The organism is Sphingopyxis sp. OAS728 (assembly GCF_014873485.1).
GTDB lineage: Bacteria > Pseudomonadota > Alphaproteobacteria > Sphingomonadales > Sphingomonadaceae > Sphingopyxis.
In genome coordinates this window covers 118928-133226 of the sequence record NZ_JADBDT010000001.1, presented here as the reverse complement: position 1 = coordinate 133226, position 14299 = coordinate 118928, and the positions used below count along the sequence as shown (strand labels likewise).

Below are 14299 nucleotides of genomic sequence, written 5' to 3'. Positions count from 1 at the left end.
TTCGTGCTTGAACGTGCAGCGCGCGTCGCTAAACCGCTTTCATGCGAAACCAGATCCTTTGCAGCGCGATCGCGCTTGCCGCCGCCCTTTCCACCCCCGCTTTCGCCCGCCCGATGACCGAGGTCGACCTTGCGACGCTGAAGCGCGTCGCCGCGCCGACCGCGTCGCCCGACGGGCGCTGGGTCGTCTTCCAGCAGACCGACACCGAAACCGGCACGTACAGGCGCTCGACCGGCCTCTGGCTCGTCGATCGCAATGCAAAGGACGCAAAGCCCGTCCAGATCGCCGACACCGCGGGCAAGAATGAGACATCGCCCGCCTTTGCGCCCGACGGCAGCCTCTATTTTCTCTCGAATGCATCGGGCAAGGATCAGCTGTGGCGCATCGAGCTGAGCACGGGCGGTGCCGCGACCCAAGTCACCGACACTCCGGCCGACGTCGCGGGCTTCAAGATTTCCCCCGACGGCAAAAAGCTGCTGGCATGGGGCGACATCCCGAATGAATGCACCGACTTCGGCTGCGACGCCAAGGACAAGGGCGCGCTTGTCGGACCCGGCAGCGGCCGTCTCTACAAGGATGGCGCCGGATTCGTCCGCCACTGGGATGCGTGGGAGACCCCCGGCACCTACAGCCGCCCCTTCGTCTTCAACCTCGACGGTGGCAAGGCTAGCGTCGCACGTCCGGTCGACGCGGGCCTGATCGGCGACAGCCCGTCGAAGCCGTTCGGCGGCGGCGAGGAACTCGCATGGGGCGCCGACAGCCGCACCGTCTTTTTCACGCTGCGCAAGGCCGATCGCAACGAGCCGACCTCGACCAACCTCGATATCTATCGCTGGCTGGTCGACAGCCGGATGATGCCGGTCAACCTGACACAGGACAATCAGGCGACCGACACCCTCCCCACCCCCTCGCCCGACGGCAAATGGCTCGCCTATGCCGCGATGGCGCGGCCGAGCTATGAAGCCGACCGGCAGGTGCTGATGCTGCGCAACCTCGAGAGCGGCGAGACGAAGAAGCTGACCGATGCATGGGATCGCTCGGTCGCGTCGATCGCCTGGGCGGCGGACGGCAAGTCGCTGTTCGTCACCGCGCAGGACGTGCTCGACCATCCGGTGTTCAAGGTCGACGCCGCGACCGGCAAGGTGGAAAAGCTCAAGGCCTCGGCCGACGCCTTCGACGGCACGATCGGCGACGTCACGGTGTTGCCGGGCGGCGCGCTTCTCTACACGCGCAACACCGCGCTCGCGCCCACGGACCTCTACACTCGCGACGCGAAGGGCAAGGTGAAGCAGGTCACGGCCGTGAACGCCGCGACGCTCGCCGAATTCGATCCGGTCAAGTTCGACCGCATGCAGTTTGCCGGCGCCAACGGCGACAAAGTGTGGGGCATCATTCTGAAACCCGCAAACAGCACCGGCAAGCTGCCGGTCGCCTTCATCGTCCATGGCGGCCCACAGGGCAGCTTTGGCAACGGCTGGTCGACGCGCTGGAACCCGCGCCTGTTCGCGCAGCAGGGTTATGGCGTCGTCAGCATCGATTTCCACGGCTCGACCGGCTATGGTCAGGCCTTCACCGACAGCATCAACAAGGATTGGGGCGGCAAGCCGCTCGAAGACCTCCGCCTCGGCCTCGCCGCTGCGGGCAAGCAGGATGCGCAGCTCGACATCGCCAACGCCTGCGCACTCGGTGCATCCTATGGCGGCTATATGATGAACTGGATCGCTGGCCAGTGGACCGACGGCTTCAAATGCCTCGTCCAGCACGACGGCGTCTTCGACGCGCGCGCGATGGCGTATGAGACCGAGGAGCTATGGTTCGACGAATGGGAGCATGGCGGCCCCTATTTCCAGGTTCCCGAAGAATATGAAAAATGGAATCCGGTCAATCATGTGACCAAGTGGAAGACGCCGATGCTGGTCATCACCAGCGAGAAGGACTTCCGCATTCCCTATACGCAGGGCCTCGCTGCCTTCACCGCGCTCCAGCGCCGGAACATACCGTCGCAGCTGCTCGTCTTCCCCGACGAGAACCACTGGGTGCTGAAGGGCGCGAACAGCGTTCAGTGGCACCAGACGGTGTTCAACTGGCTCGGCAGCTACCTCAAGAAATAAGCCTTGGCGGGCGGCAGGTCATATCGCGACCTCGCCGCCCGCCTTGCCATAGAATATCCGCCACAGTGCCAGATCGTCGCTGAAATCGGCATAATGATGCTCGACCCCGGCGGCGACGAACAGCAGGTCGCCCGCAGCGAACGGCGTGCGCTCGTCGCCGTGGATCAGTACGCCTTTTCCGCGGATAACCGCGTACAGCTCGTCCTGTTCGTGCGGCGTCTGGCGGTTCGGCGGGACGGGAACCGACAGGCGGACGTCGAGCGTCCCGCGTTTCAGCGCGAGGACCGATCGTTCACCCTCGGGCGTCGGCACCTGCGCCGCATATTCGGCCAAGCGAATGACTCCGCTGCGCATCGCATCGTCCATGACCTCGCTCCTGCAGTCGGCGATACTCTAATCCCTGCCGATCCAGCTTGCCAGTCCGCACCCCGGCTGGCAAAGGCGCCCGGCTATGCCGATGGAAAAAACGTTCGATCCCGCCGCTATCGAGGCGAAATGGGCCCATGAATGGGAAAGCCGTGGACTCTTCCGTCCCGCGCGTCCCGACGCGACACCCTTCACGATCGTCAATCCGCCGCCCAACGTCACCGGCGCGCTCCATATCGGCCATGCGCTCGACAACACGTTGCAGGACGTTCTCGTCCGCTACGAACGCCTGCGCGGCAAGGATGCGCTGTGGGTCGTCGGCATGGACCATGCCGGCATCGCGACGCAGATGGTCGTCGAGCGCCAGCTCAACGAACGCCAGCAAAAGCGCACCGATTTCACGCGCGAAGAATTCGTCGACAAGGTCTGGGAATGGAAAACCGAAAGCGGCGGCCAGATCACCGGCCAGCTTCGCCGCCTCGGCTGCTCGATGGACTGGTCGCGCGAGCAGTTCACGATGGACCCGCATTTTACCGAGGCCGTGGTCAAGGTGTTCGTCGACCTCCACAAAAAAGGCCTGATCTACCGCGACAAGCGCCTCGTGAACTGGGATCCCGCGCTCAAGACCGCGATTTCGGACCTCGAGGTCGAATCGCACGAGGTGCCGGGCCATATGTGGCACTTCAAATATCCGCTCGCGGGCGGCGAGACCTACACCTATGTCGAACGCGACGCCGACGGCCACGTCGTGCTGGAGGAAGAGCGCGACTATATCTCGATCGCGACGACGCGCCCCGAAACGATGCTCGGCGACGGCGCGGTCGCCGTTCACCCTGACGACGAGCGCTATCGTCCGATCGTCGGCAAATATTGCGAGATCCCCGTCGGGCCGAAGGAACATCGCCGCCTGATCCCGATCATCACCGACGAATATCCCGATCCGCATTTCGGGTCGGGCGCGGTGAAGATCACCGGCGCGCACGACGAGAACGACTATGGCGTCGCGCAGCGGAACAACATTCCGATGTACCGCCTGATGGACGAGGTCGCCGCGATGCGCGCCGACGGGGCGCCCTATGCCGAAGCCGCCGCGCGCGCGGTCGAGATTGCCAAGGGCGCGACCGCGACCCCGGCCGAAATTGACGCGCTCAATCTCGTTCCCGAGGAATATCGCGGGCTCGATCGCTACGAAGCGCGCAAACGCGTCGTCGCCGACATCGATGCCGAAGGGCTGATGGTCAAGGTCGAGGACAAGCTGATCATGCAGCCGTTCGGCGACCGCGGCGGCGTGGTGATCGAACCGATGCTCACCGACCAATGGTATGTCGACGCCAAGACGCTCGCACAGCCGCCGATGGCCGCGGTCCGCGACGGCCGCATCAACATCGTCCCCAAGACGTGGGAAAAGACTTTCTTCAACTGGATGGAGAATATCCAGCCGTGGTGCGTCTCGCGCCAGCTCTGGTGGGGTCACCGGATCCCGGCGTGGTACGCCGAGGACGGCCGCATCTTCGTCGCCGAAACCGAAGCGGAAGCGCAGGCCGAGGCCGGCGCGGGCGTCGCCCTGACGCGCGACGAGGACGTCCTCGACACCTGGTTCTCCTCCGCGCTCTGGCCCTTCGCAACACTCGGCTGGCCCGAGAATACCGAACTCCTGAAGCGCCATTACCCCAACGACGTGCTCATCTCGGGCTTCGACATCCTCTTCTTCTGGGATGCGCGCATGGCGATGCAGGGCATGGAGTTCATGGGCGATGTGCCTTGGAAGACGCTCTATCTCCACGGCCTCGTCCGCGCGCCCGACGGCGCGAAGATGTCGAAGTCAAAGGGCAATGTCGTCGATCCGCTCGGCCTGATCGACCAATATGGCGCCGACGCGCTCCGCTTCTTCATGTCGGCGATGGAAAGCCAGGGCCGCGACATCAAGATGGATGACGCGCGCCTCGCGGGATATCGCAACTTCGCGACCAAGCTCTGGAACGCCGCGCGTTTCTGCGAAGCCAATGGCATTTCGGCCTCGACCAGCTTCGAAGCCCCCGCGGCGACGCTGCCGGTCAACCGCTGGATCATCGGCGAAGTCGCCGCGACCGTCGCGACGATGGACAAGGCCTTCGCCGCCTATCGCTTCGACGACGCCGCCAACGCGATCTACAGCTTTGCGTGGAACAGCTTCTGCGACTGGTATCTCGAACTGATCAAGGGCGCGATCGACGACGAAACAAAGGCCGTCGCCGGCTGGGTGCTCGACCAGATCCTCGTGATGCTCCACCCCTTCATGCCCTTCATCACCGAAGAGCTGTGGACGGGGCTCGGCGACCGCGCCGACTATCCGCTGATCACCGCGAAATGGCCAGCGCCCGCCGCGACGAACGACGCCGAAGCCAGCGCCGACATCGACTGGCTGATCAGGCTCGTCAGCGAACTGCGCACCGCCAAGGCCGAACTCGGCCTGCCGCCGGGCGCGCGCCTGACCGCGCATTTCCCGGCCTCGCTGAAAAGCCGTACCGAGAAGCTCGCTGCGCAGCTCGATCGCCTCGCGCGCCTCGAAGCCGTAAGCTTCGACCCCGCGCCTGCCGGCGCCTCGGCGCAACTCGTCGTCGAGGGTGAGACGATCACCGTCCCGCTCGAAGGGGTGATTGACATCGCCGCCGAGCGCGACCGCCTGACCAAGGCGCTTGCCGCCGCCGCGAAGGAACGCGACGGTCTCGCCGGCCGCCTGAACAACCCTTCGTTCGTCGAACGCGCGAAGCCCGAAGCGGTCGAAAAGGCGCGCGCCGATCATGCCGCCAAGGAAGCTGAAGCCGACCGCCTGACTGCCGCGCTGGCGCGGCTGGGGTGAGCGAAGAAATCCCCGTCACGCCGACGCCCGTTGCGGCGGCGGCGGATCCGGCCGCAAGCCCGGTTCCGCCCCGCCAGACAGCGCGCGGCAGCGGGCGGATGGATCTGACCCACGGGCCGATCACCAAGACGCTCATCCTCTTTGCGCTGCCGACGCTCGCGTCGAACGTCCTCCAGACGCTGTCGGGCTCGGTGAATTCGATCTGGGTCGGGCAATTCCTCGGCGAAAGCGCGCTCGCCGCGACCGCCAATGCGAACATCATCATGTTCCTGATGTTCGGTGCCTTTTTCGGCTTCGGCATGGCGGCGACGGTATTGATCGGCCAGTCTATGGGCCGCGGCGATATCGACGCCGCTCGTCGTGCGACTGGCGGCGTAATCGGCCTCGCGCTCATCTTCTCGGTCGTCATCGCGATCGTCGGCTGGTTCGCGTCGGATCGCATATTGCGCTGGCTCGAAACCCCGCCCGAAGCCTTTGCGATGGCGCACGATTATCTCCGCGTCACCTTCCTCGCCGTCCCTGCCTCCATGCTCAGCGTGACGTTGATGATGGCCTCGCGCGGCGCCGGCGACGCCGTGACACCGCTCCGCTTCATGATCCTCGCGGTCGTCCTCGACATCGCCTTCAACCCCGTGCTGATCCTTGGCCTCGGCCCCTTCCCGCGCCTCGGCATCGCCGGCAGCGCGCTCGCCACCGCGCTCGCGGGTACAATCAGTCTCGCGGGTATGATCGGCTGGTTTTACGCGAAAAACCACGTCCTCCGCCTCCGCGGTCACGAATTGTCCTATCTTTATCCCAAATGGAGCGAGCTGCGCTTCATCATCGGCCGCGGCCTGCCAATGGGCGCACAGATGCTGGTGATCTCGGGCGCCGGTCTCGTGATGGTCGGGCTCGTCAACCGCGAGGGGCTCGTCACCGCCGCGGCCTATGGCGCGACGCTGCAGCTGTGGAATTACATCCAGATGCCCGCGCTTGCGGTCGGCGCCGCGGTCAGCTCGATGGCGGCGCAGAATATCGGTGCCGGGCGTTGGGACCGCGTTTCGTCGGTGACGAACAGCGGCATCGCGATCAACCTCGCGATGACCGGCGTGCTCATCGCCCTCCTCCTCGCGTTCGACCGCGCCGCGCTTGCGCTTTTCTTGGGCAGCGAAAGCCAGGCGATCGACGTCGCGCGCAATATCCAGTTGATCGCGACCTGGACCTTCTTGCCCTTCGGCACGACGATCGTGCTGATCAGCACGCTCCGCGCCAACGGCTCGGTCGTCCCGCCCCTCGTCATCCTGTTCCTGTCGATGTTCCCGATCCGTCTCGGCATCTATTATTTCGGCTATCCGTCGGTCGGCAGCGATATTCTCTGGTGGAGCTTCCCGCTCTCGTCGCTCGCCTCGCTGGCGATGGCGTGGGCGATCTACCAACGCGGAAACTGGCGCCGGACACTGCCGCAACCGACAAGCTGAGGCGCGCTCCGCTTTCGACCAAGGCGCGCACAGCTTCGACTGGCGGCCCGGCGCCCGCTAGCCATCGACCGCCATTTGCCGCTAAAGCATCGTCAATGAACATGACAAACCGCAAGGACGCGCTGCGCGATCAGCGCGCAAAAATGCTGGCGACGGACCCCGATTGGCGCGCTTCGGACGCGCGGGTCAATCCGCGCGTCGCGATCGGCTCGATCATCGCCATGTGGGTGATCTATTTCCTGATCACCACGGTCCTTGCGATGCTGACCGGCGCGCCCGAACAATGGACGTCATCGGGGCGCCGGGCGGTCGTGGTGATCGCGGGCATTCTCTGCACCTTCGTCCTGTACCAACTGCTCCAGCGCGCCCAGCCGCAAAGCTTCGGTGCCCGCCTTGCCGCGGCGATGGGGGCGGCAGTACCGCTTGTCATCATCTATGCGACGGTCAATCTGCTCGTCTTCTATTACTGGTTTCCCGTCGCCGACAGCGCCAAGCTGATCGAGGAGATGCAGGGCAAATATCCTGGCGCATGGGAGATGATGCTGATCCTCGACAGCTCGATCCGCTGGTATTTCTTCTTTGCCGTCTGGGCCGCGCTCTATGTCGCCTTCGGCTATGCCAACGAAATGCGCGCGGTCGAACGCCGCGCCAATCATTTCCGCATTGAGGCGCAGACCGCGCAGCTCCGTGCGCTCCATTACCAGGTCAACCCGCACTTCCTGTTCAACACGCTCAATTCGCTGTCGACCCTCGTGCTCAGGGGATCGAAGAGCGAGGCCGAGACGATGATCATGAACCTGTCGTCTTTCCTCCGTTCGAGCCTCGCGGTCGATCCCGAACAGCTCGTCAGCCTCGACGAGGAGATCGCGCTCCAACGGCTCTATCTCGACATCGAACAGACGCGTTTCCCTGACCGACTGCAGGTCGAGGTCTCGATGCCGAAAGAGCTGGAGAACGCCTGCGTTCCCGTGCTGATCCTGCAACCGATCATCGAAAATGCGATCAAATATGGCGTCGCGCCGAGCAAGGGAAAGATCGCGGTCCGCCTGACCGCCAGCGCCGAATATGGGCTGCTGATATTGCGCATCGAGAATGATATCGATCCGAAGGCGCCCGCGCCTGCGCCGGGGACCGGCCTCGGCCTCGGCAATGTCCGCGAACGCCTGTTGACCCGCTATGGTCCGACCGCCGGGTGCGAATGGGGGCCTTCGGACAGCGGCGGCTTTGTCGTATCGCTTTGGCTGCCGCTGGCACGGGAGGCTTGCTAATGATCCAGACGCTCCGCACACTCATCGTCGACGACGAACCGCTCGCCATTGAACGATTGCAGATTCTGACCGGCCAGCAGGACGGCGTATCGCTCGTCGGTACCGCCAGCGACGGCGCTTCGGCGCTGCGCATGGTCGACGCGCTCGCGCCCGACCTCGTGCTTTGCGACATCGCGATGCCCGACCTCAACGGTCTGGAGGTTGCAGCCGCAATCGAGGGATTGGACAATCCGCCCGCGGTGGTTTTCGTCACCGCCTTCGACCGCTATGCCGTCGCGGCATTCGATGTCGCGGCGGTCGACTATCTGCTCAAGCCGGTATCACCCGACCGCCTCGCACGCGCGCTGTCGCGCGTGCGCGAATGGCGCGCGACCGAGCGCGCGCCGACGCAAAAGAGCAAGTGGATCACCGAATTCTGGGTGCAGAACCGCGGCGAGATGCTGCGCATCGATGCGGGCCAGGTCGATCTGATCGAGGCCGAACGCGACTATATGCGCCTCCATGTCGGCGGCCGCAGCTGGCTGATCCACCAGACGATCAAATCGTTGGAAGCCCGCATGAACCCCGACCAGTTCATGCGTATCCACCGGTCGAAGATGATCCGCCGCGAGGGCATCGTCGGGTTGAAGCATCATGGCGACGGCGCATGGAGCGTCGACCTCGGCGAAGGCGGCGTGCACCGCATCGGCCGCACCTATCTCCACGATGTAAAGGCGATCATGCACGCCTGAACGAAAAGGCGGCCATGCCACCGGGCATGACCGCCTTATTGGGATCAACATACGGCGGGGTTGATCAGGGAGCGGCAGCGACGACGATCCGGCCGCGATCGGCAAGACGGGCACTTTCGCCGTTGAACAGGCCGGCCAGCTTCACATCGGCGTCGGCCATCGCACTGTCCTCGCAGCGTGTGGCCGCGGCGCGCTCACGAAGGGCCTGCCGGTAGTTCACCCGGGTACCGCACACTTTCTGGACGGCATATTTGACGCGCGCGTTCAACCGCTCGCGACCGTCGACGCTCGACAGGTCCAAGTCGTCATATCGCACGACGGTGGTATGCCGCTCACCATCGTCTTCGGCCGAGGCCAGAGCCGGAACCGAAAAGCCGGCCAGCGCCACCGGCACAGCTAGCAGGAATGAAAATTTCGCCATGGGGGAGTCCTCTCTTCAAAAGGATGCGGGATACCGGCTGGCGGACCGGGGAGACCGTCTTCCGATATCCCGCAAGTTGGTGATACCCTCTGGACGTCATCAGAATCGCCTTTGGATCGATCGGGGCGGAGAGCCGCTCGATTGACAGACGAAGGGCGTCGATCCGTCGACGAATGGCCAACCGGCGGACAAGATCATGACGCGAGGCTTGCATCGGAAGAACGGTCATGGCCAAATTGACCAATGGGAAAGAAATTATCTTTCGCTGTGAGTCGGCACAAAGGGGTGCGACTCTTCCGCTGGTCGGTGCTGGCGCTCGCCGGTGTGACCGCCGGGGCAATGCTGGGCGAGATGGCGGCCGGGACGCGCCTCGGCAGCGAAACCGGCGGGCGAGCGTCCTATTCCGACCTTAGCGCCAACCCTGACGCGCTCGTTTCGCAGGGCGACGGCGGAATCCTTCCTTGCCCGGGCTGCGCGGACGGCTACGGCGTTGCACTGCGGCTTCGTGCAGAGCGCGACGTCAGGATGAGCGATGAATTCCGCGAACTCGGGGCCGTCAACGTCGATCCGCCCATCCAGGCAGATGCCCACGACGATTATCGCTACGGCGGGCGCTTTCCCGACCCGGAGCCGCACGCCGCTGCGACGAGCGAGGATCCACACACCAACGGGCCGGCCGACGAATCCCCGGCCCTCGACATGACGCCTCCCGTCCCCGCCGAATTTTGACGACTTAGTGCGGCGGCTTGGTGGGAGCGGCGCAGCGGGTCGTATCGCCGGCCTTACACGCGGCGGCATTGGCCTCCCACGTCATCCGTTCTTCGGCCGACATCGCGGCGACGCGCGCCTTCTCCGCCTCATAGGCCGCGGTTTCCTCGGCGAACACGGTCTGGTCATGCGCAACCTGTTGCTGCGCAGCGGACACTTCCTGCGCATAGACCGTGTTGTCGACCTTGGCGCGCGACGCCTGTTCGGCATTGAGCCGCGCCGTGTTCGCGCGCTCTTCGGGGGTGGTGCCATCCTTGGCAGGTTTCACCGCCGTCGTCGCATCATCGGGCGTCTGGAAGGCTGCGGCCTGGCCCGAGGCGAGCAGCGCAAGCGCGGCGGTCGCCGCCATGATATTCCTGGTCATCGAAGCGTCTCCTTCAATCATCTGGTCTGCCGGTCCAACGCTTTGCCCGGTAGCGCGTTCCCGGCGGCGAATTGACCTCTCCAAACGCAAGCGCCATGCTGGACGCCCTCTTCATGTCTGATCGGCCGATCATTTGCCAGCATCACCGAAGCACCCGCTCAATCGCCCGGTATTCTTGACGCCGCTCGCGGTGCTGCTCGCCGCCGTCATCCTCAGCCTGTGGCAGGGCGCCGCCGTCGTCGCCGCCGAAACCGCGATCAACGACTGGATATTGCGCAATTTTTCGCCGCTCTTTGCCTGGGCTGGGATCGGCTTCCTGGCGCTTCTGGCGGGTATTGCGGTTTCTCCGCTCGGTGGGCGGATCATCGGTGGGCCGGACGCGAAGCCGATACTGACCCGCTGGCGCTGGTTCGCGGTCACGCTCTGTACGACGATCGCCACCGGCATCCTCTTTTGGGGCGCCGCCGAACCGCTCTTCCACCTCAACGACCCGCCCGCGATGCTGGGACTGGAACCGGGCAGCGATGCGGCGGCTACCTTCGCGATGTCGACGATGTTCCTGCATTGGACGTTGACGCCCTATGCCATCTACACAGTGGCCGGCCTGGCCTTTGCGCTCGTCTATTATAATCGCCGCGAACCGTTCAGCCTGTCGTCGCTGTTCGTCCCGTTGATCGGCCAGCGCGCGCACGGCCCCGTAGGGACAGGGATCGACATCATCTGCCTCTACGCGCTTGTCGCAGGCATGGCGGCGTCGCTCGGCGCCGGCCTGCTCGCGCTTGCGGGCGGCGTCGAGGGCATCGGCGGTTTCGACGGCGGCACGGCGCTGCGCTGGGGAATCGCGGCGGCGATCGTCGCCAGCTTCCTGATTTCGGCGGCGACCGGCCTGCAAAAAGGCATCGCGGGCCTGTCCGTGCTCAACACCTGGCTCTTCTTCGCGATCATCGCCTTCGTCCTGGTTGCGGGACCGACCGCCGAAATGCTCGGCCTGTCGCTGCGCGGCACCGCCGACTATTTCCAGACCTTCATCCCCCGCAACCTCGGGCTCGACGTCGACACCGGCTGGCACCGGCAATGGACGATCTTCAACTGGGCCAACTGGTTCGCGTGGGCGCCGGTGACCGCGCTGTTCCTCGGCCGCCTCGCCGTCGGATACAGCGTCCGCGCCTTCATCCTATACAACCTCATCCTGCCGTCGCTGTTCGGCGCGGTGTGGATGACCGCCATCGCCGGCGCGACCATCGCCTTCGATCAGCAGAGCGGCGCCAGCCTCTACGCCGTGCTCACCGCGCAAGGCCCCGATCCGGTATTGTTCCGGTTGTTCAGCGCGCTCGGCGGCGGCCCGGTTGTCGCCGGGATCGTGCTGTTCGCGATCTTCCTCTCTTATGTCGCTGGCGCCGACGCCAATGTCTCGGCGATGAGCGCGCTGTCGACGCGCGGCATCTCGCCCGACGCGCCCGAAGCGCCGCTCTGGGTTCAGGCGGTGTGGGGCATCACCGTCGGTCTCGTCGCAATCGTGCTCGTCGCCGGCGGCGGCATCGACGGCATCCGCATGATGTCGGTGCTCGGTGGCTTTCCCGCGCTGTTCGTCATCGTCGGGGCCGCACTGTCGCTCGCAGTCATGGCGGTACGGGGACGGCACGAGGCCGCCCCCGCCCAATCCTGAGAAAGGGGCCTCAGGACTACCATATCCGGGTGCGTTCCTCGGGCTTCAGATAATATCTGGCGCCCGCGGCGACGCTGAACGCCTTGTACCACGCATCGACGTTGCGCACAGGTCCGATAATGCGCCAGCGCGCGGGGCTGTGCGGGTCGCTCGCGACCTGCTGCTTGATCGCATCCTCGCGCTGCTTCGTCCGCCAGGCCTGCGCGAAGGCCAGAAAGAAGCGCTGGTCGCCGGTCAGCCCGTCGATCACCGGCGCGGGCTTGCCGCCGAGCGAGCGACGATAGGCGTCATAGGCGACCTCCAAGCCGGCGAGGTCGGCGATATTCTCGCCCATCGTCAAGTCGGGATTGATGAACGACCCAGGGGCGGCCTCATAGGTCGCATATTGCGCGCCGAACGCCTTCGCCTGCGCGTCGAAGCGCGCCGCATCCTCGGGCGTCCACCAGTCGCGCACCGCGCCCTCGGCGTCGATCTTGCGGCCTTGGTCGTCGAAGCCGTGGGTGATCTCGTGGCCGATCACGGCGCCGATCGCGCCATAATTGACCGCATCGTCGACGCTCTCGCTGAAATAGGGCGCCTGCAATATGCCCGCCGGGAACACGATCTTGTTCTCGAGCCCGCCGTTATACGCATTCACTTCCTGTGGGTTCATCGACCATTTCTTGCGATCGACCGGCTTGTTGAGGTCCGACAGCGCATAGGCATATTCGAACGCCGCGCTGCGCTTCACATTGCCGTAAAGGTCTGCCGGGTCGATCTTCAGCCCCGAATAGTCGCGCCATTTGTCGGGATAGCCGACCATGACGTCCATCTTCGCAAGCTTCGCCAGCGCGGCGTCCTTCGTCGCCGGGGCCATCCAGCTGTTGTTGCGGATACGATCCCCCATCGCGAGTTTCAGGTTGGTGACCAGCACCTCCATCTTCGCCTTGGCGCTCGCGGGGAAATATTGCTTCGAATAAGTTTCGCCGACCAACTCGCCGAGGCTGCCGTCGACCAAGGTCAGCCCGCGCTTCCAGCGCGGACGCAGCTCGCCCACGCCACTCAGCGCCTTGGTATATTCAAAGCGGCTGTCGACAAACGCCTTCGACAGATAGGGCGCGGCATTATCGGCGACGTGGAACTGCTGCCACAGCTTGATCGTGTCGAGCGGGGTCTTGGCGTAGAGCGCGGCTATGTCGCGCACCGCGGCCTTCTCGTTGACGATGATGCGCTTTTGCGGGGCGATGCCCGACCCTGCGAACCAGGCTTTCCAGTCGAGCCCCGGCGCATAGGCGGCGAGTTCGTCCGACGACATCGGATTGTTGATCTTGCCGATGTCGCGCCGATCCGCGATCGCCCAGCTGACCTTTGCGATCTCGGTTTCGAACGCCATGATCGCATCGGCCGCCTTTTCGGGGTCGGCATTGCCCGCCATCTTCATCGTGCGCGCGATATAGGCGCGGTACGCGTCGCGCTGCGGCTTGAAGCTGTCGCTCAGATAATATTCGCGCTCGGGCAGGCCGATCCCCGCCTGCCCCAGCCACAGCACGTTGACCGTCGGATCGGCGGTGTCGGCATAGGGCCCACCGCTGACGATCGTCGAACCGAAGGTGCCCTGCGTGCCGCCCATGAAGCGCGCCATTTCGCTCTTGTCCTTGATCGCGGCGACCGCAGCGATATCGGCCATAAGCGGTTTGGCGGCGAGCGCCTCGACGCGCGCCTCGTCCATGAAGCTTTGATAGAGCCCGCCCACCTGACTTGCCGCGGGCGCGCCCGCGACCACCGCGCGCAGCTGACGCTGGGTCAGGTTATAGACGTCATAATCGACCCCCGCGGACGCCTGATCCGACGGAATTTCGGTGCGCGCGAACCAGCCGCCATTCGCATATTTGTCGAAATCGTCACCCGGCTTCACCGACGGATCGCGCGCGTCCAGATCGACGCCCCATTTGCCGAAGGACAGCGCTTTCAGCGAACCCGCTTCGGCGTCACCCGCCACTTCGTCGGCAGCCGCGGCCAGCGACACCGCCGGTGCAGTCTGCGCCAGTACCGGCGTCGCCAACGCCGCAGCGATGGCCAGCGAGGCCGCTCCCGTGAATCCCATCTTCATTCCCCGTCTCCTTGGTCCCCGCGCCGGCCCGAAACTCCGGCGAACATAGCCATGTTGTCCTCCCCGCCGGTCGGGCGGTCAACCTGGCTGCGGTGCATTGGTCGACCGAAAACCCGCGTTGGTAGATTAGTTGGAACAGCCCCTCGCTTCTTTCCGAAGATGTTGACGAGCCACATATATATCGTAATGAAACGCCGGGCGGCGCTGGCCGCATTGGGG

The 14299-nt window shown here is 64.9% G+C and carries 11 protein-coding genes; 7 read left to right on the top strand and 4 right to left on the bottom strand.

Going from position 1 to position 14299, the window contains the following annotated elements; all coding sequences use genetic code 11:
- Nucleotides 1-41 precede the first annotated feature (41 nt).
- Complete coding sequence (locus tag GGC65_RS00660; RefSeq protein ID WP_192645393.1) at nucleotides 42-2111, top strand: alpha/beta hydrolase family protein; 2070 nt, start codon at nucleotides 42-44, stop codon at nucleotides 2109-2111.
- A gap of 18 nt (nucleotides 2112-2129) precedes the next feature.
- Here GGC65_RS00660 and GGC65_RS00655 read toward each other — a convergent pair whose 3' ends face one another.
- Nucleotides 2130-2477 (bottom strand): cupin domain-containing protein, encoded by a 348-nt coding sequence (locus GGC65_RS00655; protein WP_225940612.1) that lies wholly within the window; start codon nucleotides 2475-2477, stop codon nucleotides 2130-2132.
- An 85-nt stretch (nucleotides 2478-2562) separates the two neighbouring features.
- Between GGC65_RS00655 and GGC65_RS00650 the strand changes: the two genes are divergently transcribed.
- From GGC65_RS00650 to GGC65_RS00635, 4 genes are all read left to right on the top strand, one after another.
- The gene (locus GGC65_RS00650; protein WP_192645392.1) at nucleotides 2563-5316 is read left to right on the top strand and encodes a valine--tRNA ligase; all 2754 of its coding nucleotides are present in this window, start codon (nucleotides 2563-2565) and stop codon (nucleotides 5314-5316) included.
- Complete coding sequence (locus tag GGC65_RS00645; protein ID WP_318780101.1) at nucleotides 5313-6773, top strand: MATE family efflux transporter; 1461 nt, start codon at nucleotides 5313-5315, stop codon at nucleotides 6771-6773. Before GGC65_RS00650 ends, GGC65_RS00645 begins: the two co-directional genes overlap by 4 nt.
- A 95-nt stretch (nucleotides 6774-6868) precedes the next feature.
- Complete coding sequence (locus tag GGC65_RS00640) at nucleotides 6869-8041, top strand: sensor histidine kinase (RefSeq protein WP_192645391.1); 1173 nt, start codon at nucleotides 6869-6871, stop codon at nucleotides 8039-8041.
- Nucleotides 8041-8772 (top strand): LytR/AlgR family response regulator transcription factor, encoded by a 732-nt coding sequence (locus tag GGC65_RS00635; protein ID WP_192645390.1) that lies wholly within the window; start codon nucleotides 8041-8043, stop codon nucleotides 8770-8772. The genes GGC65_RS00640 and GGC65_RS00635 overlap by 1 nt, the downstream gene beginning before the upstream one ends.
- A 64-nt stretch (nucleotides 8773-8836) precedes the next feature.
- On the opposite strand, the gene GGC65_RS00630 is transcribed toward GGC65_RS00635, so the two are convergent.
- A complete protein-coding gene (locus GGC65_RS00630; protein WP_192645389.1) occupies nucleotides 8837-9193 on the bottom strand; it encodes a UrcA family protein in 357 nt (118 codons plus the stop codon).
- A gap of 243 nt (nucleotides 9194-9436) precedes the next feature.
- Between GGC65_RS00630 and GGC65_RS00625 the strand changes: the two genes are divergently transcribed.
- The gene (locus tag GGC65_RS00625; protein ID WP_192645388.1) at nucleotides 9437-9922 is read left to right on the top strand and encodes a hypothetical protein; all 486 of its coding nucleotides are present in this window, start codon (nucleotides 9437-9439) and stop codon (nucleotides 9920-9922) included.
- Nucleotides 9923-9926: 4 nt separating this feature from the next.
- On the opposite strand, the gene GGC65_RS00620 is transcribed toward GGC65_RS00625, so the two are convergent.
- Nucleotides 9927-10325 carry a hypothetical protein gene (locus GGC65_RS00620; protein WP_192645387.1) on the bottom strand — a complete coding sequence of 133 codons (399 nt, stop codon included), beginning with the start codon at nucleotides 10323-10325 and terminating at the stop codon, nucleotides 9927-9929.
- A gap of 175 nt (nucleotides 10326-10500) precedes the next feature.
- Between GGC65_RS00620 and GGC65_RS00615 the strand changes: the two genes are divergently transcribed.
- Nucleotides 10501-11991 carry a BCCT family transporter gene (locus tag GGC65_RS00615; RefSeq protein ID WP_264081018.1) on the top strand — a complete coding sequence of 497 codons (1491 nt, stop codon included), beginning with the start codon at nucleotides 10501-10503 and terminating at the stop codon, nucleotides 11989-11991.
- Between the two features lie 16 nt (nucleotides 11992-12007).
- On the opposite strand, the gene GGC65_RS00610 is transcribed toward GGC65_RS00615, so the two are convergent.
- Nucleotides 12008-14080, bottom strand: a complete 2073-nt coding sequence (locus GGC65_RS00610) for a M13 family metallopeptidase (RefSeq protein ID WP_192645385.1) — start codon at nucleotides 14078-14080, stop codon at nucleotides 12008-12010.
- Between the last annotated feature and the right edge of the window lie 219 nt (nucleotides 14081-14299).

Excerpts from the sequence above, each read along its gene's own strand:
- GGC65_RS00620 (WP_192645387.1), bottom strand. The coding sequence starts at position 10,325 with ATGACCAGGAATATCATGGCGGCGACCGCCGCGCTTGCGCTGCTCGCC.
- GGC65_RS00655 (WP_225940612.1), bottom strand. The coding sequence starts at position 2,477 with ATGGACGATGCGATGCGCAGCGGAGTCATTCGCTTGGCCGAATATGCG.
- GGC65_RS00610 (WP_192645385.1), bottom strand. The coding sequence starts at position 14,080 with ATGAAGATGGGATTCACGGGAGCGGCCTCGCTGGCCATCGCTGCGGCG.
- GGC65_RS00660 (WP_192645393.1), top strand. The coding sequence starts at position 42 with ATGCGAAACCAGATCCTTTGCAGCGCGATCGCGCTTGCCGCCGCCCTT.
- GGC65_RS00635 (WP_192645390.1), top strand. The coding sequence starts at position 8,041 with ATGATCCAGACGCTCCGCACACTCATCGTCGACGACGAACCGCTCGCC.
- GGC65_RS00625 (WP_192645388.1), top strand. The coding sequence starts at position 9,437 with ATGGGAAAGAAATTATCTTTCGCTGTGAGTCGGCACAAAGGGGTGCGA.
- GGC65_RS00630 (WP_192645389.1), bottom strand. The coding sequence starts at position 9,193 with ATGGCGAAATTTTCATTCCTGCTAGCTGTGCCGGTGGCGCTGGCCGGC.
- GGC65_RS00640 (WP_192645391.1), top strand. The coding sequence starts at position 6,869 with ATGAACATGACAAACCGCAAGGACGCGCTGCGCGATCAGCGCGCAAAA.
- GGC65_RS00650 (WP_192645392.1), top strand. The coding sequence starts at position 2,563 with ATGCCGATGGAAAAAACGTTCGATCCCGCCGCTATCGAGGCGAAATGG.